This is a genomic window from Actinoplanes sp. NPDC026670, assembly GCF_040638175.1.
Lineage (GTDB): Bacteria > Actinomycetota > Actinomycetes > Mycobacteriales > Micromonosporaceae > Actinoplanes.
Window position 1 is genome coordinate 38,842 of sequence record NZ_JBEZXU010000020.1, and the last position, 22,191, is coordinate 61,032.

General features: G+C 71.0%; 14 protein-coding genes. 8 read left to right on the top strand and 6 right to left on the bottom strand.

Features of this window, described 5'->3' with window-relative positions:
* Positions 1-55: 55 nt before the first annotated feature.
* The gene (locus tag AB0E94_RS20985) at positions 56-4,993 is read right to left on the bottom strand and encodes an alpha-(1->3)-arabinofuranosyltransferase family protein (RefSeq protein ID WP_360328516.1); all 4,938 of its coding nucleotides are present in this window, start codon (positions 4,991-4,993) and stop codon (positions 56-58) included.
* The gene (locus AB0E94_RS20990) at positions 4,990-6,726 is read right to left on the bottom strand and encodes a substrate-binding and VWA domain-containing protein (RefSeq protein WP_360328518.1); all 1,737 of its coding nucleotides are present in this window, start codon (positions 6,724-6,726) and stop codon (positions 4,990-4,992) included. Before AB0E94_RS20990 ends, AB0E94_RS20985 begins: the two co-directional genes overlap by 4 nt.
* Before the next feature lie 104 nt (positions 6,727-6,830).
* On the opposite strand from AB0E94_RS20990, the gene AB0E94_RS20995 reads away from it, so the two are divergent.
* Positions 6,831-8,015: a glycosyltransferase family 4 protein gene (locus AB0E94_RS20995; RefSeq protein ID WP_360328520.1), complete on the top strand. Its 1,185-nt coding sequence runs from the start codon at positions 6,831-6,833 to the stop codon at positions 8,013-8,015.
* A 671-nt stretch (positions 8,016-8,686) separates the two neighbouring features.
* On the opposite strand, the gene AB0E94_RS21000 is transcribed toward AB0E94_RS20995, so the two are convergent.
* Positions 8,687-10,474 carry a hypothetical protein gene (locus AB0E94_RS21000; protein ID WP_360328522.1) on the bottom strand — a complete coding sequence of 596 codons (1,788 nt, stop codon included), beginning with the start codon at positions 10,472-10,474 and terminating at the stop codon, positions 8,687-8,689.
* Positions 10,474-12,264 carry a hypothetical protein gene (locus tag AB0E94_RS21005; protein WP_360328524.1) on the bottom strand — a complete coding sequence of 597 codons (1,791 nt, stop codon included), beginning with the start codon at positions 12,262-12,264 and terminating at the stop codon, positions 10,474-10,476. The genes AB0E94_RS21000 and AB0E94_RS21005 overlap by 1 nt, the downstream gene beginning before the upstream one ends.
* Positions 12,265-12,546: 282 nt before the next feature.
* On the opposite strand from AB0E94_RS21005, the gene AB0E94_RS21010 reads away from it, so the two are divergent.
* The 6 genes from AB0E94_RS21010 to AB0E94_RS21035 all read left to right on the top strand — a co-directional run bounded on the left by AB0E94_RS21010 (position 12,547) and on the right by AB0E94_RS21035 (position 18,305).
* Positions 12,547-13,752 carry a nucleotide sugar dehydrogenase gene (locus AB0E94_RS21010; RefSeq protein ID WP_360328526.1) on the top strand — a complete coding sequence of 402 codons (1,206 nt, stop codon included), beginning with the start codon at positions 12,547-12,549 and terminating at the stop codon, positions 13,750-13,752.
* A complete protein-coding gene (locus AB0E94_RS21015) occupies positions 13,749-14,540 on the top strand; it encodes a glycosyltransferase family 2 protein (RefSeq protein WP_360328528.1) in 792 nt (263 codons plus the stop codon). The genes AB0E94_RS21010 and AB0E94_RS21015 overlap by 4 nt, the downstream gene beginning before the upstream one ends.
* Positions 14,537-15,559 (top strand): NAD(P)-dependent oxidoreductase, encoded by a 1,023-nt coding sequence (locus tag AB0E94_RS21020; protein WP_360328530.1) that lies wholly within the window; start codon positions 14,537-14,539, stop codon positions 15,557-15,559. The genes AB0E94_RS21015 and AB0E94_RS21020 overlap by 4 nt, the downstream gene beginning before the upstream one ends.
* The gene (locus tag AB0E94_RS21025; RefSeq protein ID WP_360328531.1) at positions 15,523-16,746 is read left to right on the top strand and encodes a polysaccharide biosynthesis protein; all 1,224 of its coding nucleotides are present in this window, start codon (positions 15,523-15,525) and stop codon (positions 16,744-16,746) included. The genes AB0E94_RS21020 and AB0E94_RS21025 overlap by 37 nt, the downstream gene beginning before the upstream one ends.
* Entirely contained in the window at positions 16,743-17,015 is a 273-nt protein-coding gene (locus tag AB0E94_RS21030) for a hypothetical protein (RefSeq protein WP_360328533.1), read from the top strand. Before AB0E94_RS21025 ends, AB0E94_RS21030 begins: the two co-directional genes overlap by 4 nt.
* Before the next feature lie 63 nt (positions 17,016-17,078).
* Complete coding sequence (locus tag AB0E94_RS21035; RefSeq protein WP_360328535.1) at positions 17,079-18,305, top strand: AI-2E family transporter; 1,227 nt, start codon at positions 17,079-17,081, stop codon at positions 18,303-18,305.
* Positions 18,306-18,655: 350 nt separating this feature from the next.
* Here AB0E94_RS21035 and AB0E94_RS21040 read toward each other — a convergent pair whose 3' ends face one another.
* Both AB0E94_RS21040 and AB0E94_RS21045 read right to left on the bottom strand, forming a co-directional pair.
* Positions 18,656-19,033, bottom strand: coding sequence for an HPF/RaiA family ribosome-associated protein (locus tag AB0E94_RS21040; RefSeq protein WP_360328539.1), 378 nt, complete (start codon positions 19,031-19,033; stop codon positions 18,656-18,658).
* A 70-nt stretch (positions 19,034-19,103) separates the two neighbouring features.
* A complete protein-coding gene (locus AB0E94_RS21045; protein WP_360328541.1) occupies positions 19,104-19,838 on the bottom strand; it encodes a M15 family metallopeptidase in 735 nt (244 codons plus the stop codon).
* Positions 19,839-20,756: 918 nt separating this feature from the next.
* Between AB0E94_RS21045 and AB0E94_RS21050 the strand changes: the two genes are divergently transcribed.
* The gene (locus tag AB0E94_RS21050; protein WP_360328543.1) at positions 20,757-22,166 is read left to right on the top strand and encodes a helix-turn-helix transcriptional regulator; all 1,410 of its coding nucleotides are present in this window, start codon (positions 20,757-20,759) and stop codon (positions 22,164-22,166) included.
* Positions 22,167-22,191: the final 25 nt, after the last annotated feature.

Consider the following 22,191-nt stretch of genomic DNA (forward strand, 5'->3'; position numbering starts at 1 on the left):
AGGATGGAAACGAAATTGCGGCAGGTGAGATGTATGCCGAGCTTGCAGGAGGTTACTACTGAGTCACATCAGGAAGCGAGACCCTTGCCACATCTTCCTGAACGATTGTTGAAACCGACTCGCCTTCGCGCCGGAACACGACCGTGAAATTCCACGTCGCGACCTCCCGGAGCACCGGCACCGAGGCCACCCACTGGGCCCACCAGGGGTGGTACCGCGGAATCACATCGACCACCGTGACAGCGCCGGCACGGCGGGCAGCCCGGGCCCAGCGCATCATTCGCGCCGCGCTGACCGGGAAGAGCGTCTCCATGTAACGGTTCTTCGGCTCGCGACCGAATTTCCGCAGGTAACGGCGTCGAGCGCGCTCTCCGCCGAGCAGGTGCCAGGGTCCCGTCTCGTGTCCGCCGTGCGGTGACCACCACGGTGTGAAAGACACGAAGACGGTGCCGCCCGGGCGGGTCACCCGGACCATCTCGTCGAGCATCTTCTCCGGTTCGGAGACGTGCTCCAGGACGTTCGACGAGTAGCAGACGTCCAGCGAGCCGGTCCGGATCGGCAGATTGGTGCCACTGCCCCGGACCATACCGGCGACCTTGGCCCCGGCGTCGGCGAAGTCACCGACAGCCGGGTCGAGACCGTGGTACGAAGCGCCGGCCTTCTCGAACTCGGAGGCGAAATATCCGGGCCCCCCGCCGACGTCGAGCACCCGGGCCCGGTTCAGGTCGACATAGGCGCCGAGTTGGCGTACCGAGTCCTCGGCGAGCAGCGAGTAGAACCGGTCCGGGTCGCTCTGCTCGACCAGGAACGTGCGGAACAGCCGCACCGACCGGCCCAGTGTGGCCCGGTGCTCGACGATCGGCTGGTCGTCCACGGATATCTCCCTCTCCGGCCTACCCGCGGACGGTGCCGCGGCGGCCGCGACCGCGCACGCGGCCGCCAGCATCGCCAGCTGCACCGCGGCGCCGTACGCCCATTCCTGACCGTGTCCCAGCAGCCGTCCACCGACCGCAATCCCGATGCCCGCCGCGGCGGCCGTGAAGGCGAGCGGTGGCAGCCAGCGTGGCCGCACCTGCCGCACGATGAGCGCCGCCAGCAGCAGCGCCGCGCCCGCCGGGCCGCCGAGGACGACCGCGAGGATCATCAGCGGCACGAACATCCACCAGGCCCGGCCGGAGCCGCGGGCCGGCGGCGGACCCGCCGCGACGGCACGCCGGCGGACCGGAAGCAACGCCAGGATCACGACCAGCAGGATGCATCCCGCACCAGCCGCAAGGCCGGTACGGTACGGCTCGTCCGGGGTGAAGCGCAAGATCACCGAGCCGCCCTCGCCGGCCGGGACGACGAACGCCTGCTGCCAGCCGTCCACCCGGACCGGGCGCAGCTCCTGCCCGTTCAGCGTGGCGGCCCAGCCGGCGTTGTGGTTCTCCGGCACGACCAGCAGCGACGCCTCGCCGGCGGCGACCGTGACGGTCCGCGCGGTGGCGTCCCACTTCTCGACCGTGACCGCCCGGTGGGTGGCCGCCGGGGCCGCCGCGACGGGTGAGCCGTCCGGGACGATCGTGGCCGTGTCGATCACGAACGCCGCCGACGCCCTGGTCCGCAGGTGCTGGTCACCGGCCGGGAGCTGGACCGCGTCCACCGCGAAGTCGTCGCAGATCGTCACCGGCAGATCCCGGCCGGACCGGACGTCGCCGAGCGTGCCGGAGACCGACGTCGGGTAGGTGACCCCGCCGATCTCCACGGCCGGCCCGGTGCCGCACGCGGCGGCCAGCGGGGTGCTGCCGGAGGCCGGGGTGAGCAGCCCGGTCAGACCGGGGACGGTCAGCTCGGCGATCCCGTCCGGGGCCGGCCAGCCCTGCCCGCGCGGGTCGGAGATGACCCGGTCGGCGTTGACGACGGTGACGTCGATCCGCTCGGTGTTCGCCGCCGGGAACGTGACGAGCCCACCCGGCCCGATGTCGGCGACCGTGACCTTGTCGTTGACCCGGACCGACACCTTCGTGGGCCGGGCCGCGGCCGGCGCCTCCGGCGCGGTCACCGTGATCCGGTCGATCCGGCGTTTCCCGGTCCAGGCCAGGGTGAGCGTGGCGTCGTCGTCGGTGGGCTCGGCCAGCCACGCGGTGGCCGGGTCGCCGTCGACGGCCGCCTGGGCGCCGGCGTTCACGTCACCGGCCAGCGTCGACGACGCGGAGGCACGGACCGGCAGCTTCAGCGGGACGGTCGCGCCCGGCCGGATCTGCGCGGTGAGGCGCAGGTCGTACGCGGCGTCGGCCGGGGTGGTGAAGTAGCGGTCCAGCCCGAGCGGCTCCTCGCCGTTGCGGGCCAGGAACTGGTCACAGCGGGAGTTCCAGCACGCGCCGCGCTCCTGGGAGTCACGGGCGAAGACGTACGACGGGGTGGCGGTGCTCTCCAGGTCGTCCGGGGCGCGCAGGCCACGTTCCGCGTCCAGCCCGGGGATGCCCAGCTCGCGCAGCGCGACCGCGCCCTGGTAGCCGCTGCGCAGGGCGAGGACCGTGACGCGTACGGCGGTGGTGAGGCCGGGCAGCGTGGAGAGCGTGTGCGGCCCCGGGGTCTCCGGCACGAGCCGGTCCACGATGCCCTGGTCGGTGGTGAGCCGGACCACCGCGACCGGGGCGGCGACCCGCAGGTCCTCGGAGAAGTCGACGGTGACCGCGGTGACCCGCTTGGCGGTGCCCAGCTCGACGTCGATCCACTGGCCGGCGCCGGACTGGAACGGGTCGGAGCGCCACGCCGTTCCCGGATCGCCGTCGAGGGCCGCGAACGGCATCCCGGACGGGTCGGTGGCGCTGATCGAGTCGGCGTACCCGACGCTGCTGGACGCCTGCACCGAGCGGATGCCCTGGTATTCGGCGACGGTCTGGTGCACCTTGCCCTGGAACGGCAGGAAGTCCGCGCGCAGGCGGCCCTGCCTGGTCTTCTCCGAGCGGGTCAGGGTCTGGCTGATGTTGTCCCGGACCCGGCCGATGTTGACCTCGCGGCGGCGCAGGCCGTCCGAGACGATCGGGCGGGCCGACGACTCGCCCGTGGTCAGGCCGAGCTTGCCGGTGGAGTCGCCGGCCAGCACGGCCGGCTGGCTCCCGTCGATCAGGCCCTGTTCGAGAACGCCGAGCAGCGACTCGGGGCCGCCGCTGACCACCGGGACGTCGGCCAGCGTGGTCGCCGACACCTGCGGGACGTCCGTGGTGACCTGGTAGATCTCGATGGCCGGAACGGACACCCCGGCGTCGACCGGGCTCGGGCCGGCGCCACCGGCGCCCACCTGCGGGCCGAAGCCGGCGGCCAGGTCGAGGCCGGGTGAGCCGGCGATCGCGGCGCGCACCACGGTGATCGGTGGCGCCCCGGACGCGGCCCGGTCCAGGTCGTTGCGGACCAGCAGGTACTTGTAGCCGGAGCGGGCCAGGAACTCGGCCAGCGCCGGTGAGCCGCGGCCCTGTTCGAGCACCGCCTCGACGGTGTCCATCACCCGGATGTTGCCCTCGGAGCTGAGCGGGATCTGGTTACGGGTCGACCAGGGCGCCCCGGCCAGCGGCTGGATCGGCTCGTCGACGGTCCGGCCCCAGGTGTGCTGGGCGAACCCGGAGCCGGGCACCACAAGGGTGCGGGCCTGTGCGTTCTGGTCGGTGAGCCAGCCGGTGGCCTCGCGCCAGTAGGACGGCATCTCGGACCAGCCCGGCCCGGGGCGCAGCAGCATCATCCCGGCCGGGGCGGCCGCCACGACCAGTAGCAGCGCGACCAGCGGACTGGCCGGCACCCGCAGCGGCACCCGGCGCCAGCGCAGCGCCTTGCTCGCCAGGTAGGCGAGGCCGAGCACGACGGGCAGGCGCAGCACCGGCTCCCACTTGTGCACGTTGCGCAGCGGGGCGAGCGGGCCGTCCAGCAGCTCCCGCACGAGCGGGGCGAACGGGCTGTCCAGGGTGCCGACGTAGCCGACGGTCAGCAGGCCGAGGCCGGTGAGCGCCGCGATGATCAGGAAGCGGCGCTCCGGCATGCCGCGCATCGCCAGGCCGCACAGTCCGAGCACGGCGACCAGGGCGGTCGCGGCCATCAGGGCCGGGTTGTCGACGAGCGTCCAGCCGGCCGGCCACCACGGGTCGCCCTGCACGATGTAGCCGACCCACTGGTTGGTGCCACGCAGCGCCTGGTACTGCGAGGTGACCGCGGTGGTGGTGCCGGACGACTCGATGAAGTCCAGGAACGGCAGGCTGTACTGGCCGAAGAGCAGCAGCGGGACGATCCACCACAGGGTGGTCCCGACGATGCACACCACCCACCAGAACATCAGCGCGAACAGGCGCCGGTCCCAGCGGCGGGTGATCAGCCACAGGCCCGGCAGCACCAGGGCCATCACCACGGCGGCCGCGTTGATGCCGCCCATGAAGAGCGCGGCCAGCGCGGACAGCGCGGCGGCCCGGCGCGGCGAACCGAACTGACGGGCCCGGACCAGCGGCAGCATCACCCAGGGCAGAAAGACGACCGGCAGCATCTCCGAGGAGAGCGGGCCGATCTCGGTGAGCATGCGCGGGGCCAGCGCGTACGCCAGCGCGCCGACGATCCGGCCGGCGTCGTTGCCGATCCGCAGGGCGCGGGCCAGCAGCAGGGTGCCGAAGTAGGCGGCGCAGAGCAGCAGCGCGCACCAGACCCGCTGGGTGATCCAGGGCGGCACGCCGAGCAGGTCACCGGCGGCGAAGAACGGGCCCATCGGGAACAGGTAGCCGTACGCCTGCTGCTGCAGTTCGCCGGAGGCGGACCAGGGGTTCCACAGGTGCAGGGCCCGTTCCATGAAGCCGATCGGGTTCTCGGCCATGTCGAGCTTGGTGTCGAAGGTGATCCGGCCGGGCCGCTGGATGAACGCGAGAACGATCAGGACCACGGCGCCGAGGCCGGCGAGGACGTGCCGGCTGGGACCGGCCGGCGGAACCGGGGGCCGTGTGCTGGTCACAGGGGTCGGCCGCTCCAGGGTCGCGGTCATCGGCGGCACCTCGGAGGCAGGCAGCTGAACTCGGCCAGCGCAGTGTAGAAGATCTGTCGGATACCCGAGGGCTTCTCGGTGAGGGCGACCTGACCGCCGGTCGCCTTGGCGATCTGGTTGAGCTCGCCGGCGTCGATCTCCGGGCCGACACCGATGAACAGGATCGGCAGCGGGCGCTTGCGGTCGACGAGTTCGCCCAGCTCACGGAGGAGTTCGGGGCGCTTGATGCCGCTCGCGTTGTCGTCGGTGCCGTCGGTCAGGATCAGCACCATGTTGATCCGGCCGGGTGTCCAGTTGCGGGTGGCGTCCCGGTACGCGGCGAGCGCGGTGTCGTAGAGGCCGGTGTGCCCGTTCGGCTCGACCTCCATCCGGCCGACCTTGCGGATCAGCTCCTCGCGGCGCGGGCCGATCGGGCCGACCGGGACCACCTCGCGGTAGTCGCGTTTGCCGTCCAGGTCGGTGGAGAACTCCCAGATGCCCAGCTCGGTGGTGGGCAGCAGCAGTTTCACGCCGTCCTGGGCGGCTTTGACGGTGGCCTGCATGCGGGTCTCGGACGAGCCGGGGACCACCGCGGCCATCGAGCCGGAGATGTCGAAGACGGCCAGCATGCGGGCGCTGATGTGCACCCCGCCCCAGGCGTTGAGCAGCGCCTCGGCGTCGGTCTCGGAGGGCAGGGCGGCCGGCGCGTACGTCCCGGTGCGGATCTTCGTGGCGCTGACGACGCCGTCCGGCGCGGCGCCGGACGGGGTGCGCAGGCCGTAGGCGGTCATCACCGAGGCCCCGTTGCCGGCGAGCATGGCGCGCAGCAGGGTGGCCGCGTACTCGCGCGGCTCGTCCTCGGCGGTGATCACCGCGTACGGGTAGTCCGGCCCGGGCACCGCGGTCCCCGGGTAGACGGCGACCTGCTTCTTCCCGCCGTCGGCGGCGAACAGGACCTGCTGCTCGGTGCTGATCACCGCGGTCTCGGCCTTGCCGGGCCCGACCGGGTCGGGGGCGGCCTCACCGGCGACGGAGACGGTGTACGGCGAGAGCCGCCGCATGATCCCCGCCGTGCCGGGGGCGTCGCCCTTGGCGATGTTGCGGATGCCGACCAGGGCGCCGAAGCCGAGCGGGCTGGTCGCCGGGTCGGGCAGGGCGACCGGGACCGGGAGTTTCGCGGCGCCGACCAGTTTCGGCCAGGTGAGCTGTTTCTTGGCGGCCAGACGGGTGGCGGTGGTCTGGTCGAGCGCCAGCACGACCGGGGAGGTGGCCACCGAGATGCCCTCGGCCGGCACCCCGAAGGCGCCGGCCGACCGGGCCCGGCGCAGCCACAGGGTCGACTCGGGCACCCACACGTCGGGGGCCGGTTCGGCCGATTCGGTCGGCGCGCTGGCACTCGCGCTGGCCGACTTTCCTCCAGCCGGGCTCGCGGAAGCCGATCCGGAGACCGTGACAGCCGAATCCGGGGCGGTACGCGCGACCGCGCGCAGCACATCCGCCGACTCGCGCTCCTCGACGATCAGGTCGAGGCATTCGTCGCGCGCGGTGAGCCGGGAGGCGATCTCCCGGATCGGCGGGGCGATGCTCGGTGCGGCGGCGACCCGCAGCGTGGTCCGCTGCGAGCACGGCGGATCGCTCCGGGTTCGATCGATATACGTATATCCAGACCATCCCGCGAGAACCGCGATCAGCGTGATGCTCAGCATCGTGACCGGCCAGAACTCCGGTCGCGAGCGGAGGCTCCCTTCGCTCACGCGGCTCCTTCCGATGTAACGCGCCCGTTGCGTACGTTCCCAGAGCTGACCTAGTGTGACGCGACCGCGAATCGTACTCGCTAGTAGGGGTGGCAGAGTAGACCATGACGGATGCCTGCGGCGGTCACGTCCTGTTCATGAACTGGCGCGACACCAAGCACCCCGAGGGCGGGGGCTCAGAGCTCTACCTGGACCGGGTGGCCACCGAGCTGGTGCGCCACGGTTACCGCGTGACCCTGCTCTGTCAGGCACACGGGACCGCCCCGGCGGAGGAGAGCACCCCGGAGGGGGTGCGGATCGTCCGCCGAGGTGGACGGCACACCGTCTACCTGCTGGCCGCCATCACCTACCTGCTCGGCTTCCTCGGCATCGGACCACTGTCCCGACGTCGCCTCGGCCGACCGGACCTGATCATAGACGTGGGCAACGGCATGCCGTTCCTCAGCCGCCTCTATGTTCGTAAACCGGTGATCGTGCTGGTCCACCACGTGCACCGGGAGCAGTGGCCGGTGGTGTTCGGGCCGCGGATCGCCCGGATCGGCTGGTGGATCGAGTCGGTGCTGGCGGTCCGGGTCTACCGGCGCTGCGCCTACGTGACGGTCTCCGAGTCGACCCGCGAGGAGCTGGTCGGGCTGGGAGTGGACCGGCACCGGATCTCGGTGGTGCACAACGGGACGCCCGAGGTGACCGGTCCCCCGCATCCGCGCAGCGCCAACCCGAGCCTGATGGTGCTGGGCCGGCTGGTGCCGCACAAGCGGGTCGAGTTCGCTCTGCGAGCCACCGCGCTGCTCGCCGCCGAACTGCCCGGCATCGAACTCGTGGTGGCCGGGCAGGGCTGGTGGGACGAGCCGCTGCTCCAGCTCACCGCCGACCTGGGGATCGAGGACCGGGTGCGGTTCACCGGCTTCGTCACCGAGGAGCACAAGCACGAGCTGCTGTGCCGGTCGTGGCTGCTGCTGATGCCGTCGCTCAAGGAGGGCTGGGGCCTGACCATCGTCGAGGCGGGCGTCCGCGGCACGCCGTCGGTGGCGTTCCGCTCGGCGGGCGGGGTGGCCGACGCGATGGCCGACGGGGAGACCGGCGTGCTCGTGGAGAACGAGTACGACTTCTACCTCCAGGTGCGGGCGCTGCTCCTGGACGCCTCCCGGCGGACCGGGATGGGCCTGGCCGCGGCCGTGCACGCGAGCGCTTTCACCTGGGAGAAGGCCGGCCAGGGCTTCTCCGAGGTGGTGGCCCGCCAGCTGGGCGGCGGCCAGCAGATCCCGGCCGACGAACCGGTCCGCAACTAGCCTCCCGCCCCTCCCGCTCAGCCCTCCCCCGCTCAGCCCCTCCCGCTCAGCCGCCCAAGACGAGCCCAGCGAGCCGCAGGACCGCGTCTTTCACAAACCCGCTTTGGTACGGCTACTCCAGAACCGTGGCTGCCCACGCAAGCCCCGTTCGGCTCCAGGCCGAAACGCGCCCGCCGGGCTGAATGCGGTGGTCACCACCCTAGGTGCCCCGCCGCAGCAGCAGTCCCTCAGCCACGGGGCGCCTTCCACTCGCCGACCACTCGGACCCGCGCGGATCTTGCACGAAAGTCCACCCCAGAGCCGATCTTGCACGCGAATACCGCCCCCAGCGCGGAAAAGCGTGCAAGGTCCGCACCGCAAAGTGGTTCTTGCACGGAAATACATGCCCCCACGTGAAAAACCGTGCAAGATCGCCCAAAGCGGGGACAATCGTGCAAGATCGGCTCGACGGCTCGACGGCTCGACGGCTCGACGGCTCGACGGCTCGACGGCTCGACGGCTCGACGGCTCGACGGCTCGACGGCTCGACGGCTCGAACGACGGAAATGGAAACAGCCGGCCAGCGCAACGCGCTGACCGGCTGTTTTCTGTTACTCAGCGAGAGCCGTAGGCCGCCGCACCCTGCTGCGGGTCGACTTTGCTCACGCTGGCGACGTGGTCGGCGGAGGGGTTCAGGGCGCTGGCCGCCGCGAACACTCCGACGACCCCGAGGATGCCCCCGGCGAACGTCGCAACAATGAACGTGGCCAGTTTGGCCATGATCTTTCCTCCCCGGTTCGGTAGGTGCGCGGACGGTACCACGATCTACTGCCCAGTAGCAGTAGGGAGAGAATCCCGCTGATCACGACCGAAGCCGCCAGCAGGTGCGCGACCAGGGCCGCAGCACGGCGACCGGAATCGGCCACCTTGAGGACTGCGGGCGCCGACGGGTTCTCCCACAGTTGAAGATAGCGACCGTCGTAAACCAGGCGCAGACCCGAAAGTACGGAATTGTCCAGCTTCTGGCCACCCTCGGCCACCAGCACCCAGCGGGTTCCGGCGGCGCTGGCGGGACGGCCGGAGGCGAGCAGCGCGCCGACCGCCCCGGCCCGTGGGCTCTCGCCGTCGACGGTCACCGGACCGACCCGCAGGGCGTCGTTCATCAGCACCGGCACGTCCAGGAAACGGGGCGCCGGATCCCTGATCACCACGCCGCCGGCCCAGCCGTACCGCTGATAGCCCTCGAACGGCAGGGACAGCACCTCGCCCGGACCCGCCGACACCAGTCTGGCCACCGCCTCCCAATCGGCCGGATACCGCACCGGCTTGAGCTGTCCCATCGCACCGAACGCGAGGTCCGGCAGCAGCATGACGGGCAGCAGCGCGGCCGCGGCGAGCAGGGCCCGGCCGGAGGCCGGATCCCACCGGCGGGCGAGACGTGCGGCGATCAGCTCGGCGCCGAGAGCAAACCCAAGGGCCAGGACCAGGGTGTACGGGATGAGGAACTTCTGCCCGTCGCGCAGCAGCCCGCCGCCCGGCACGTGCACGACCGCCCACTCCAGCAGCCCGGCGGCCGGCGTGATCCCGGCCAGCGCCAGCACGAACCCGCCGGCGGCCAGCACGAACAGCCGGTCCGCGACGTCCGGCAGGCGGCGGCGCAGCTCCCGCAGGCCCGGTAGCGCGACCGCCAGCAGCACCAGGGTCACCAGCGGGGCCAGCACCGACTCGCGGCTGGCCGGGACGGTCTGCGCGTTCCAGATGCCGCCGGTCCCGAGCAGGGCCACGAGGGTGCCCGCCCAGTTCTCGGCGCGGGCCGCGAACTGGGCCACCCCCTCCGGGTCGGACGCTCCCCCGGCCGGGCTGGTCAGCGCGGCCACCAGCCAGGGCGCGTTCAGGGCGGTCACCGCGGCCAGCGCGGCGGCGGTCACCCGCCGGCGCAGCGGCAGCAGCACGGCCACGGTCACCAGCGCGATCAGGCCGCCGGTCGGAGTCAGCGCGGCCGGCCCGGCCGCGACGATCAGGCGGGGCAGGCCACCCTTGCGGCCGTCCCGCACGTCCCGCGCCGCGATGATCAGCCAGGGCAGGCAGGCGTACGCGAGAAGCAGCGCCCACTGGCCGAGCAGGAGGCGCTCGGCCAGGAACGGGGTCCACGCGAAGGCCAGCGCCGCCACCACCCGGGGCAGCAGCCGTCCGGTCGGCAGCAGCCGGGCCGCGCCGAGCGCCGCCAGGTAGACGATCGCCACCAGCGCGATCCGCTGGAGCAGCCAGCCCGGCACGACCACGTTCGCGGCCGACACCACGGCGTCCAGGGGCACGGCCCGCGGCAGCGCGTCCGCCGGGGCCACCATCTCCCAGGTCATCGGCTGCCGTGGCACGAACGTCATGTCGTAGCGCAGCACGTACCCGGGCAGAGCGAGCGGCGCGAGCACGACCGCCGTGACGGCGCCCGCGATCGTGTGGAGGACCGGCCCCGCGCGCACTACCCCGCCGGGGCCGGTACGACCTGGCCCACGGTGATCTCGTCGGTGCACACCCCGGCCCCGTCGCCGAGCAGGTCGACCTCGATCGTGTTCCCGCCGCCGGAGGCCAGCGCGAACACCTCGTTCAGGCCCTGGTGCACGTCGAACGGGATGAGCTCGCCGGAACCGATCCGCAGCGTCGCCGAGGCGTTCTTGTCGCTCAGGTAGGCGATCCGGACCACCCACCAGTAGTCGAAGACGCTCGACTTCAGCGGGATGGTGACCGGCGGCCCGGTGAGCCGGTAACCGCAGCCCTGCACCGGCCCGGGTTGCGCGGAGACCCCGTTCACCCAGGCCCGGCGGATGTGCCCGCTCTCGTCGAAGGCGGACAGCTGACGGGACTGGATCACGAAGATCGGGCCGTCCTTGCCGAGCGGCGAGAAGAACTCCGACTGCTTGTTGTACGGCGCGGACAGCCGCCCCACCACGTCCTCGGGGACCGTCCCGTCCATGAAGACGGTGCCGGCCGGCGCGGCGGCCAGCTCCGCTTTCGCGGTGAGCAGGTAGTCGCGGCCCTTCTTGATCGCCCACTCGTCGCCGAACCGGATCGACGTCAGGCCGGCGCTGGCCCCCAGCAGCACGACCACGACGGCGAGCACCGGCAGCGCCCGCGGGCCGGTGAGCAACCGGGCCCGTGGCCGGGCCGGAGCGGCCGCCTCCTCGATCCCCTCGCGCCGCACCCCGCAGAACGCGGCGCCGGCCGCAATCGCCACCACCACCATCACGTCGGCGATGTAGCGGGGCACCGCGCCGGCCACCCCGCTGTAGATCGAGCCGAGCCGGGTGGCCCCGAGCAGGCCCGCCACCAGCGCCGTGTACAGGAACATCAGCAGCCACGCCCGCCCCGCCTCGGCGCCGCGCAGCCACACGGTGAACACCATGAGCAGCACCACCACCGCGGTCGCGGCCCAGCGGATGCTCTCCACCGGCGCGGTGACCGGGGCGCCGTCGCCGGCCGCCATCCACTGCCACGGCCCGCCCACCATGCCCGGGAAGAGCGTGTTGCCGAACATCTGGGTGACGAACGTGATCACCTCCTGCACCGAGGAGGGCCGGCGCAGCGAGGAGGTCGACCGGAGCAGGTAGAAGAGGAGGAACAGCACCGAGATGTTGGTCAGCACCGCCCAGGACGGCCACCAGCGGCGGATCGTGGTCCACAGCGACCGGAACGGCCCGCCCCGGGTGTAGAGGCAGAGCGTGGTCAGGAAGACCAGGGCGACCGCGAGCAGCGCCTTCTCGAAGAAGACCAGCCCGAGCACGATCGACAGGCCCAGCGTGACCAGGTGTTTCGGCCGGCGGGTCCGGATGTATTTCACCTGTGCGCCGACGGCCAGGATCATCGCCAGCTGCATCGGCAGCATGTTGATCCCGACCGCCCACCACGAGGTGGCCTCCAGCGTCAGCGGGCTGAAGAGGAAGATCGACAGCGGCACCAGCACCGCCCAGCCGGGCTCCAGCATCAGGTGCAGCAGCCGGTAGAGCGCGATGCTCACCGCGAACTGTGCGGCCACCAGCAGGGTCAGGTACGGCGTGTAGCTGAACCCGCCGACCTGGTTCGTCATCCAGGTGACCAACTGACCGGCCGGCATCAGGTGGTTGTTGAAGAGACCGAAGAGGTAGTCGGGGCTCAGCCCGTTCTTCTCCGCCATCGAGACGAGCGGGAAGTCGTCGTATGTCAGGTATCCCCGGTGCGCGATCATCGCTCGCGCGGCCACGCTGATCGTGATCAGCACGGCGGCGACGGCGGTCACGGACAGAGTGATCCCGGGAATCGGGTTACCGCTCGGTAGTGAAGGCGGTGAACTGCGCTCGGGTTGCGGAGCCAAGGACACGTCAGCAGGTTGCCACAGGCTCCCTCCTTTGGACAGGTCGGGGCCGATCAACAGGTCGAACCGGCCTGGTCCGACCCGCTGAATCAGCGTTCAAAGTAGCCACTAGACCCGAGATTGACTCACCAGTAACCTGCACGAGCCGACACCAAGCCGATACAGAGCCGACACAGATCGGTGGCACCGAGGCGATTGCGAGGCGAGATGACCGATTCCCTGGACGTTCCCGGCGTGGACGTCTGCGTGGTCGGAGGATGTGGCCGGGTGGGCCTGCCGCTGGGCATCGCCCTCGCCTCACGCGGCTTGTCCGTGCTGCTGTACGACATCGACGCGGCCGCGGTGGACCGGGTCAACTCGGGTGTCATGCCGTTCGACGAGGAGGGCGCGGCCGCCCCGCTGGCCGAGGCGCTCGCCGCCGGCCGGCTGCGGGCCAGCACCGCCCCGGAGAGCGTCGGGCGGGCCGAGGCGCTGGTCGTGGTGGTCGGCACCCCGGTCGACGAGCACCTCAACCCGGATCTGGGCGCGGTGCCGCGGGCGATCGAGCGCTGCGTCGAGTACCTGCACGACGGCCAGCTGATCGTGCTGCGCAGCACCGTCTACCCGGGTGTCACGGCGCTGACCGAGAAGCTGCTGAACAGCCGTGGCCTGCATGTGGACGTGGCGTTCTGCCCGGAACGGATCGCCGAAGGCAAGGCGATGACCGAGCTGTTCACGCTGCCGCAGATCGTCGCCGCGCGTACCCCGCAGGCGCTCGACCGGGCCGAGAAGCTGTTCCGGCACCTGACCGACTCGATCGTCACGCTCGAGCCCGAGGAGGCCGAGCTGGCGAAGCTGTTCACCAACACCTGGCGTTATCTGAAGTTCGCCGCGGCCAACCAGTTCTGGATGATGGCCAACGACTTCGGCCTCGACTTCGCGCGGATCCGGCACGCCGTCTCCTACGACTACCCGCGTGCCGCCGACCTGCCGATGCCCGGGTTCGCGGCCGGGCCGTGCCTGCTCAAGGACACCATGCAGCTGGCCGCGTTCAACCGGAACAACTTCGTGCTCGGCCACTCCGCGATGCTGATCAACGAGGGCCTGCCGCTCTACCTGGTGTCGCGGCTGGAGGACCGGTTCGACCTGGGCGAACTGAGCGTGGGCATCCTCGGGATGGCGTTCAAGGGTGGCTCCGACGACTCACGCGACAGTCTCGCGTACAAGCTGCGCAAGATCTTGACCTTGAAGGCGCGGGAAACGCTCTGCACCGATCCGTATGTCCGGGACGACCGGTTCCTGCCGCTCGATGACGTGCTCAAACGCGCCGACCTGCTGGTCATCGCGTCGCCGCACCCGGACTACCGGACGCTGGACACCGAGAAACCGGTCATCGACATGTGGGGCCTCACCGGACAGGGGGTGCTGGTATGACGCCACGGGTCTCCGTCGTCATCCCGGTCTACAACGAGGGACCGGAGGTGGTCCGCCACCTGGAGCGGATCCTGCGGGAGGTGCTGCTGCCGGCCGAGATACTGGTCGTGCACGACATGCCCGAGGACACCACGGTGCCGTTCGTGAACGAGCTGGCGCGCACCGATCCGCGGGTGCGGGCGGTGCTCAACACCTACGGGCGCGGGCCGGCCAACGCGATCCGGTTCGGCATCGACGCGGCGCGCGCCCCGGTGGCGGTCGTGACGATGGCCGACGGCTGCGACGACCCGCAGCAGATCGACGAGCTGGCCCGGCTCGTCGACCGGGGCGTGGTGGTCGCGGCGGCGTCCCGCTACATGCCCGGCGGGCAGCAGGTCGGCGGGCCCCGGTTCAAGCGGATCGCGTCGCGGTGGGCGGGCAAGACGCTCAAGACGTTCGCCCGGGTCGGCACCCGCGACGCCACGAACAGCTTCAAGGCGTACGACACCGAGTTCGTCCGTGAGGTGGGCATCGAGTCGGACACCGGTTTCGAGATCGGCATCGAGCTGACCGCGAAAGCGACCCGGCTGCGCCGCCCGGTGGCCGAGATCCCGACGATCTGGCTCGACCGGCAGCTCGGCGAGTCACACTTCGACGTGGGCCGGTTCATGCCGAGTTACCTGCGCTGGTACTTTTTCGCGTTCGGCCGGCGGATGTCGGACGCTCAGATGGCCGCCCGCTGGGCGGAGAAACGGCCCGCACCGGCACCGGTTGTCGGTGGGCGACACAGGGAGGACACGCCCGCATGAAGGTGCTGGTCACCGGCTCGGCCGGTTTCATCGGCGGATATCTGGTCGAGGAACTGCTGGGTCGCGGGCACGAGGTCGTCGGCCTGGACAACTTCTCCAAGTACGGGCCGGTGTCGCACAGCTACGACGACCACCCGAACTACTCGTTCACCGAGGGCGACGCCCGGGACACCGAGCTGGTCACCAAGCTGCTGGCGGGCTGCGACCACTTCGTCGCCGGCGCCGCGATGATCGGTGGCATCTCCTACTTCCACGCGTACGCGTACGACCTGCTCGCCACCAACGAGCGGATCATGGGGTCGTCGTGTGACGCGGCGATCGCGGCGCACCGGGACGGGACGCTGAAGAAGGTCACCTACGTCTCGTCGTCGATGGTGTTCGAGTCGACCGACAGGTGGCCCAGCAAGGAGGGCGACCAGCTCGAGGTGCCGCCGCCGATCTCGTCGTACGGCTTCCAGAAGCTGGCCGTGGAGTACTACGCGCGCGCCGCCTGGGACCAGTACAAGCTGCCGTACACCATCGTGCGGCCGTTCAACTGCGTCGGCATCGGCGAGGGCCGGGCGCTCGGTTCGGCCGAGGTGATGTCCGGCAACGTCAAGCTCGCCATGTCGCACGTCGTCCCGGACCTGGTGCAGAAGGTGCTCAAGGGCCAGGACCCGCTGCACGTGCTGGGCTCCGGCGACCAGGTGCGCCACTACACGTACGGCGGGGATCTCGCGCGGGGCATCGCGACCGCGATCGAGCACGACGCCGCCCTGAACGACGACTTCAACCTGTCGACCGCCGAGTCCACCACGGTGCTCCAGCTGGCCGAGGTGATCTGGCGCAAGATCAAGGGCCCGGACGTGCCGTTCCGGGTGGTCAGTGACGAACCGTTCGCGCACGACGTCGCCATGCGCGTGCCGGACGTGACCAAGGCCCGTGAGGTGCTCGGCTTCACCGCCGAGACCAGCCTCGACACGATGCTGGACGAGGTGATCCCGTGGATCACGCAGGCGGTGGAAGAGGGACGGCTGTAGCCACCTCGCGCCTCGGGATCGGCGCCGCCGCGGTCGCCGTCGCCAGCGCGGTGACCAGCGCCTTCGGTTACCTGGTGCCGGTGCTCGGAGCCCGTACTCTCGGGCCCTCCGATCTCGGCGCCCTGGCCACCGTGCTGGCCATCGCCGGCATCGTGGCCGTGCCCAGCATGGGCCTCCAGATCGCCGTCGCCGTGCACCGGGCCAGGCAGCCCGGCGCCACGGCGCGGCGGGCCGGCTGGCTCACCGCGGCCGCGTGCGCCGCCCTGGTCGCGATGCTCGCGCCGGTGGCCGACGCGCTGCTCGACGTGCCGGCCACGGTGATCCTGCTGCTGGCCGTCTACACCGGGGCGATCGTGCTGGCCGGGCGCTGGCTCGGCGAGTTGCAGGGCGACGAACGGTTCCTGCGCCTCGCGCTGGGCATGTCGGTGCTGGCCGCCGGCCGGTACGGCGGGCTCAGCGCCGGGCTGCTGCTGGACGCCGGGCTGACCGGGTCGATGCTGATCGGCACGGCCACCGCCCTGCTCATCCCGGCGGTGCTGCCGGTGCTGGCCCGCGCCGTCCGCGGGGTCCGGGCCGGGATGACCATCACCGCCCGGCAGGTCTTCACCGCCTGCTCGGCCACCCTCGCCATGCTGGTCGTCTCCTACGCCGACTTCCTGCTGGCCCGGCACCTGCTGCCGGGTCACGAGTCGGGGGCGTACGCGGTCGGCACCGTTCTCACCAAGGGCGCGATCTGGGCGCCGCAGGTGGTCACCGTGCTGCTGCTGCCCCGCCTCGCGAAGGGCAGCCGGCGCGCCCTGATCGTCGCGCTGGGCCTGGTCACCGCCTCCGGGACGATCCTGGTGACGGCGTCCGCGGTGGCCGGCGGGCTGGCGTTCCGGTTCGCCGGCGGCGAGAACTACGTGGCGCTGGGCCGGTACGCGCCGGTGTTCGCCGCCACCGGGGCCCTCTACGCCCTGGTGTTCGTGCTGATCAACGCCCAGGTCGCGGCCGGCGCGAAGTGGCCGTCGGCGCCGCTGTGGGCCGGGACCGGGCTGCTCGTCGTGGTCGCCGAGTTCGTCGTCCCGCACACCCTCGAGGCGATCATGTGGTGCGCCACCGGCACCGCCCTCCTCATTCTGGTGGCCACCGCCGTTCCCAACGTCGCCCGGCACCGCCGGACTCGGGTGGCTCCCGCGACGGATTGAACCCTCGGCGTCATGTTCAAGAACGCCCCCGCCCTCCAGCCGCCGGAGAACCTGCTGCGCGCCCTGTCCTCAAGGAGGCCGAGCTCACGTACGCCGGCCAGCGTCTCGGCCCGGTCGGCGGCCGGATCGTCGCCGAGGTCATCCTGAGCCTGCTCGACCTGGACCGGACCAGCTACCTCAGCGTCAACCCGTTCTGGCGGCCGACCGTCCCGATCGCTCCGCTCCCCGGCCAGTTCCGGACCGGCGACCTGATCAAGTTCGTGCGGTAGGTCGCATTCCCGGGCCGCGCGGCCCGGCGCGCGGCCCGTGACCCGGTTCCCTAGGGTGATCACATGGGCACCGGCTTGAATTCGAGAAAGACGCGGACCGCGCTGCGCACCTCGGCGAGCGTGTCGCTTCAACTGCTGCTGGTCCTGCTGGCCGGCTGGGTGGCGTGGCGGATGCTCGGCGGCGCCTGGTCGGTGATCTGGCCGGTCGTCATCGCGTTGCTGCTCACCACGCTGACCTGGCCGCCGGTCCGGTTCCTGCGCCGGCACAGCTGGCCGCCGGCCCTCGCCGCCGGCCTGGTCACCCTGCTCTTCCTGGTGGTCGCGATCGGCACGCTGATCGGCATCGTGGCGCCGGTCGCCGCCAAGGGCCCGGAACTGGCCGCCCAGGTCACCGCCGGGATCAAGGAGCTGCAGACGTGGGCCGCCGGCCCGCCGCTGAACATCAGCAACGAGGACATCACCGGCTACCTCGACACCGCGATCGACAAACTCCAGGCCAGCGTCGGCAGTATCGCGACGGCCACCCTCAGCGGGGTCAGTTCGGTGTTCAACGGGCTGGTCAACGCGATCCTCGCGCTGTTCCTGATGTTCTTCTTCCTCAAGGACGGGCCGCGGTTCCTGCCCTGGCTCGGCCGTCAGCTTCCCGGGCGGCTCGCCGGCGACCTCCCCGCCGTCGCGACCCGGTGCTGGGACGTGCTCGGGTCGTTCGTCCGGTCGCAGGCACTGGTCGGGCTGCTGGACGCCGTACTCATCGGGATCGGTCTGGTGATTCTCGGGGTCGACCTGGCGCTTCCGCTGGCGGTGCTCACCTTCGTGACCGCGTTCATCCCGATCGTGGGCGCGCTCTTCGCCGGTTTCGTCGCGGTCGTCATCACGTTCGTCACCGACGGGTGGACCGACGCGCTGATCGTGCTGGCCATCATCATCGTGGTGCAGCAGCTGGAGGGGAACGTCTTCCAGCCCATGGTCCAGAGCCGAGGGCTCGGGCTGCATGCCGGGGTGGTGCTGCTCGCGGTGACGCTCGGCAGCAGCCTCTACGGGATCGTGGGCGCGTTGCTGGCGGTGCCGGTGGCGGCGATGGTCGCGGTGATCTGGATCTATCTGCGGGAACAGCTCACCGAACCACCCACGCCTTCACCCGCGCCCGATTCACCCGCGCCCGCTTCTCCTGCGCCCGCTTCGCCCGCGCCTTCCCCTGCTTCCGCCTCTCCCGCGGCGTCCGCCCCCGCGCCTTCTTCTGCCGCGCCCACATCTCCGCCTCCGGTTTCCCCGCCGCCGGTTTCTCCGTGACACCGGGTCTGCCCCCGCCTTTCCGAGAGCGGGGGCAGATCATTTTTCAACCTCATGCGGTACGCCCGGCGCGTACCGCAAATTTTGTTTTCTTTACCGTTTGCGCCCGATTCGTCCCGTGGCGCGAATCGCCTACCACTTCGCGAAAGTAAAGAAACGTCGAAGCAGGTGGCCTTGCTCACCGAGGAGTTCGCTCGGGGTGCACAGCGCTTATATTCGCCTTCGCGCACCGCGGCCGATATCGACGGGGTGCCATTTGTTTTCCCGCTCAACTATTTCGCGGGAAACAGAATGGTGGGCGCACGGCCGATTCGGGGCGGCGCGTTCGCCCACCATTCCTCCGTCCGGGGTCAGAGCTCGATGTCGGCCGGCTGCGGAACCTCGCGCAGGTGACGGTTGTGGCGCGGCTCCTGCTTGGTCTTGGCGTCGTTGAGCCGCCGGCGCAGGTCGTCCCGGACGTCCATGATCGCGGCGTGCAGGTCCTCCTCCGATGACGTGGTGACGACCTTGTCACCCCCGTTGACCCAGCACTCCAGGGTGACCTTCTGGCCACGGGACTCCCGGTCCTTCACCGAGATCTCGAGTTCGGTGGCGTCGGCGTGGAAGGCGGCCAGCCGGGCGTCCAGGGTGCCGAACTGCTCGACGATCCAGTTCCGGTCACCCTGCGAGAACCCGGCCCCGACACGAAGGCACTCGGCGACGGTGGCCGGGTTGGCGACGGCACTCATCTGATCTCCTCTTTCCGGCGGATACGGTCGCTTTCCCCGTACCCCCTGATCCGGGATCTTGAACGGATCCTCACCGGTCATTTGTGCTGAAATGCATGTAGTCGAGGAGGGTCTTCCAACGGCCGCCCCAGTAGAAACCCTCGGCCGTGAACGCGGGCACCGCCCCGTCCTCGTGCATCATCCCCGGCCAGTAGCGGTCCCGGGCCAGCCAGGTCCGGCTGTTCGGCGGATCCAGATAGTCACCACGGATCATCGGATTCTGGCGCGGGTTGATGTCGATCGCGAGACCGTACGAGTGCTGCGACCACTTGGTGGTGCCGGCCACGAACCGGCACTCGTACCCCAGCGTCAGCACCGTCTTGTCCTCGACCACCATCGGCGGCATCGCCATGATCGGGAACCGCCATTCATACAGCCGGCCGAACGCCCGCTGAATCGAACCCGCCAGCGTGCGATGCATGATCACGTACCCGTCGTGGGCCAGGCCGTCGAACCCCAGAAATCGAACCCAGATCTTGCGCAGATCCGTCGCCGGAACCGGGCACTTCTTGGCCGGATCGCCGTTGGCCTCGGCGGCGGTCACCGTCACCACCCGGCTGCTCCACGCCGGAAGCGGCTTGTCCGGCGCGGTCAGGCGAAGCAGACCGTCCACCTGGAGCGGCTCACCGCGCGAGATCCCGTTCCACTCCCGAAGCTCCCGGACCCGGACCCGATACCTCTTCGAAATCGACGAGAGCGTGTCCCCGGGCCGGATCACATAGGCCGCCGCCACCGGCTCCAGCGTCCCGCCCCCACCCGGGGCCACATCACCAGAAACCTCGGCCGCCACCCCCAAGCCAGCAGGCGCGGGCGCCGCCCCCGAGCCGGCAAGCGCGGGCGCCGCCCCCAGACCTGCAGGCGCGGGCGCCGCCCCCGGGCCGACAGGCGCGGGCGCCGTCCCTGAGTCGGCAAGCGCGGGCGCCGCCCCTGAGGCTGACCTCGCCGGCGGCACCGGTTCGGAGGTCCAAGGCGAGGCCGAACAGGGAGACGCCGGTAGCAGCAGAATCACGCATAAAAGAGCAGAAAATGATCGTCTCATAGCATCCCAGACTCGCCCTGAATCCCGGAATCCGTCAGGAAAGCCCCTCCGATCACTCATCGGCGACACGCCCACCGGGTGCCCCAACCGTTCGCCGACGTAGACGAGCGCACACATTGCGGGATCGTGTGCGCTGGTCAGGCCCACAGCAGCGATGAACGTCCACAATCGCCGGATCGTGGAGCCTCACCTACGCCGGGGCGAGGATGAGGTCGCGCAATCGGCGAATGTGCGACCTGGTCGTCGTCCGCAGCCTTCGGCCGTTCGCGACACGAGCGGCGAAGTCGTGCCCACCATCCCCGCCGGTCAGTCCCGGTCCCCACCGAGAAAGCCGTCATCTGAGTACTTCGGCCGTTTGACGGCACCCGACACTCGGAGAGCCACTGTTACAAGACGTTGCGGCAACCTCCCGCCCGGAGAGCCACAGTGAAAAGACGTTGCGGCAACCTCCCGCTCGGAGAGCCACAGTTCGGAGACGTTGCGGCAACCTCCCACTTGGAGAGCCACCGTTCGGAGACGTTGCGGCAACCACCGGCTCCGAGCCGGTGAGTCGGAGGGCTTCGGCGGCTCGGGGCGGGAACCTCGCCTCGGGAATCGACGGACATGGTGTCCGTCGGCGGGGTGGATCGGGCGGGTTTGCTGGGCATGGGTGATCAGGACATGGAGCACGTGGGGGCGCGGCTGCGGCGCTGGCGGCTGCGCCGTGGACTCAGCCAGCGGGTGCTGGCGGATCTCGCCGGGTTCAGTCAGGGCTACGTCGCGCAGATCGAGAGCGGAGCGGCTCCACTCGAACGGCGGGCCGCCCGGGAAGCGCTGGCGCAGGCGCTCCAGATCTCGGTCGGTGAGCTGACCGGCTCACCGGAGGACGCGACGCTCGGATCACCGGTCGGCTCGGCGGCGATCGCGGAGTTGCGGGCCGGAATCGTCGCGCTCACCGTCCCGATGATCGGTGCAGGTGATCAGCCGCCGCCGATCGGAGCCGTCGACACCGCTCTCCTGGACCGCTACTACGCCGCCTGCCGGTATGACCTGCTGGTCCCGGCGCTGGCCGGCGCGCTGACCATTCTCGGGACACAGGCGTGGGCAGCCACCTTGACCACGGCACAGCCGCGGGCACTCATCAGGAGCGGAAGCGCCGCGCGGGTGAGCGAAGGGGCGAGCGGGCAGGTCGGGGGCGAAGGGGCCGCGCCGGTGAGCGAGCGGGAGAGCGGGCGAGTCAGGGGCGAAGGGGCCGCGCCGGTGAGCGAGCAGGGCGGGGGTGGAAGGGCCGGGCGGGTGAGCGAGAGGGCGAGCGGGCGGGTCGGTGGTGAGGAGGCGGAGCGGGCTCGGCTTCGGAGTGTGGTGGAGGTCTGCTCCACGACCGTTGCCACCTGTGTGCAGCTCGGGTACCCGGACCTGACGCTCGCTCCCGGCGAGGTGGCCATGCGGGCTGCGGAGGAGCTCGGTGAGGCCGCCTATCTGGGGCTGGCCAACTACACACGAGTCAGGGCGGTCGGCGCCGTCGCCGGGGTGGAGCGGGTCGTCGACGCGGGGATCGGGCAGCTCGGGCCGCATGTGGGGGTGGATCCGGTGGCTGCCGGGATCTACGGGATGCATCATCTGCTCCGGGCGGAGATCGCGGCTCGGGCCGGGCAGGGTGTGGTGGCGGCGGCCCATCTCGATGAGGCGACGGCGGTTGCGGCGTATGTCGGGGAACGTCCGGACGACTGGTTCAGTTTCGGGCCGACCAACGTCGGGATGTGGCGTCTGGCGATTCTGGTGGCGCTCGGGGAGGGGCCGGCCGCGCGGTTGTCGCCGCCCGGGTTCCGGCCGGAGGCGCTGGCGTCGGCACAGCGCCGGGCCACCTATTTCATCGACCTGTCCCGGGCGTTGTTGCAGGGTCGCGGCCAGGACGACGCGGCGGCGGCCGCCCTCTACCGGGCCGAGATGATCGCGCCGCAACAGGTGTGCGCGTCGAACGGCGCCCGCGAGGCACTGCGGACCCTGCTGTCCCGGCCTCGATACGGACGTGACAGCCGGCTGCGCGGCCTCGCCGGCCGAGCCGGAATCCGATGAGCCGCCCGGTTGACGTCGAAGCACC

What these genes read in the sequence shown, in the direction of transcription:
- AB0E94_RS21015 (WP_360328528.1), top strand. Translation starts at nt 13,749, where the DNA reads ATGACGCCACGGGTCTCCGTCGTCATCCCGGTCTACAACGAGGGACCG.
- AB0E94_RS20985 (WP_360328516.1), bottom strand. Translation starts at nt 4,993, where the DNA reads ATGACCGCGACCCTGGAGCGGCCGACCCCTGTGACCAGCACACGGCCC.
- AB0E94_RS21050 (WP_360328543.1), top strand. Translation starts at nt 20,757, where the DNA reads ATGGGTGATCAGGACATGGAGCACGTGGGGGCGCGGCTGCGGCGCTGG.
- AB0E94_RS21010 (WP_360328526.1), top strand. Translation starts at nt 12,547, where the DNA reads ATGACCGATTCCCTGGACGTTCCCGGCGTGGACGTCTGCGTGGTCGGA.
- AB0E94_RS20995 (WP_360328520.1), top strand. Translation starts at nt 6,831, where the DNA reads ATGACGGATGCCTGCGGCGGTCACGTCCTGTTCATGAACTGGCGCGAC.
- AB0E94_RS21040 (WP_360328539.1), bottom strand. Translation starts at nt 19,033, where the DNA reads ATGAGTGCCGTCGCCAACCCGGCCACCGTCGCCGAGTGCCTTCGTGTC.
- AB0E94_RS21035 (WP_360328535.1), top strand. Translation starts at nt 17,079, where the DNA reads ATGGGCACCGGCTTGAATTCGAGAAAGACGCGGACCGCGCTGCGCACC.
- AB0E94_RS21020 (WP_360328530.1), top strand. Translation starts at nt 14,537, where the DNA reads ATGAAGGTGCTGGTCACCGGCTCGGCCGGTTTCATCGGCGGATATCTG.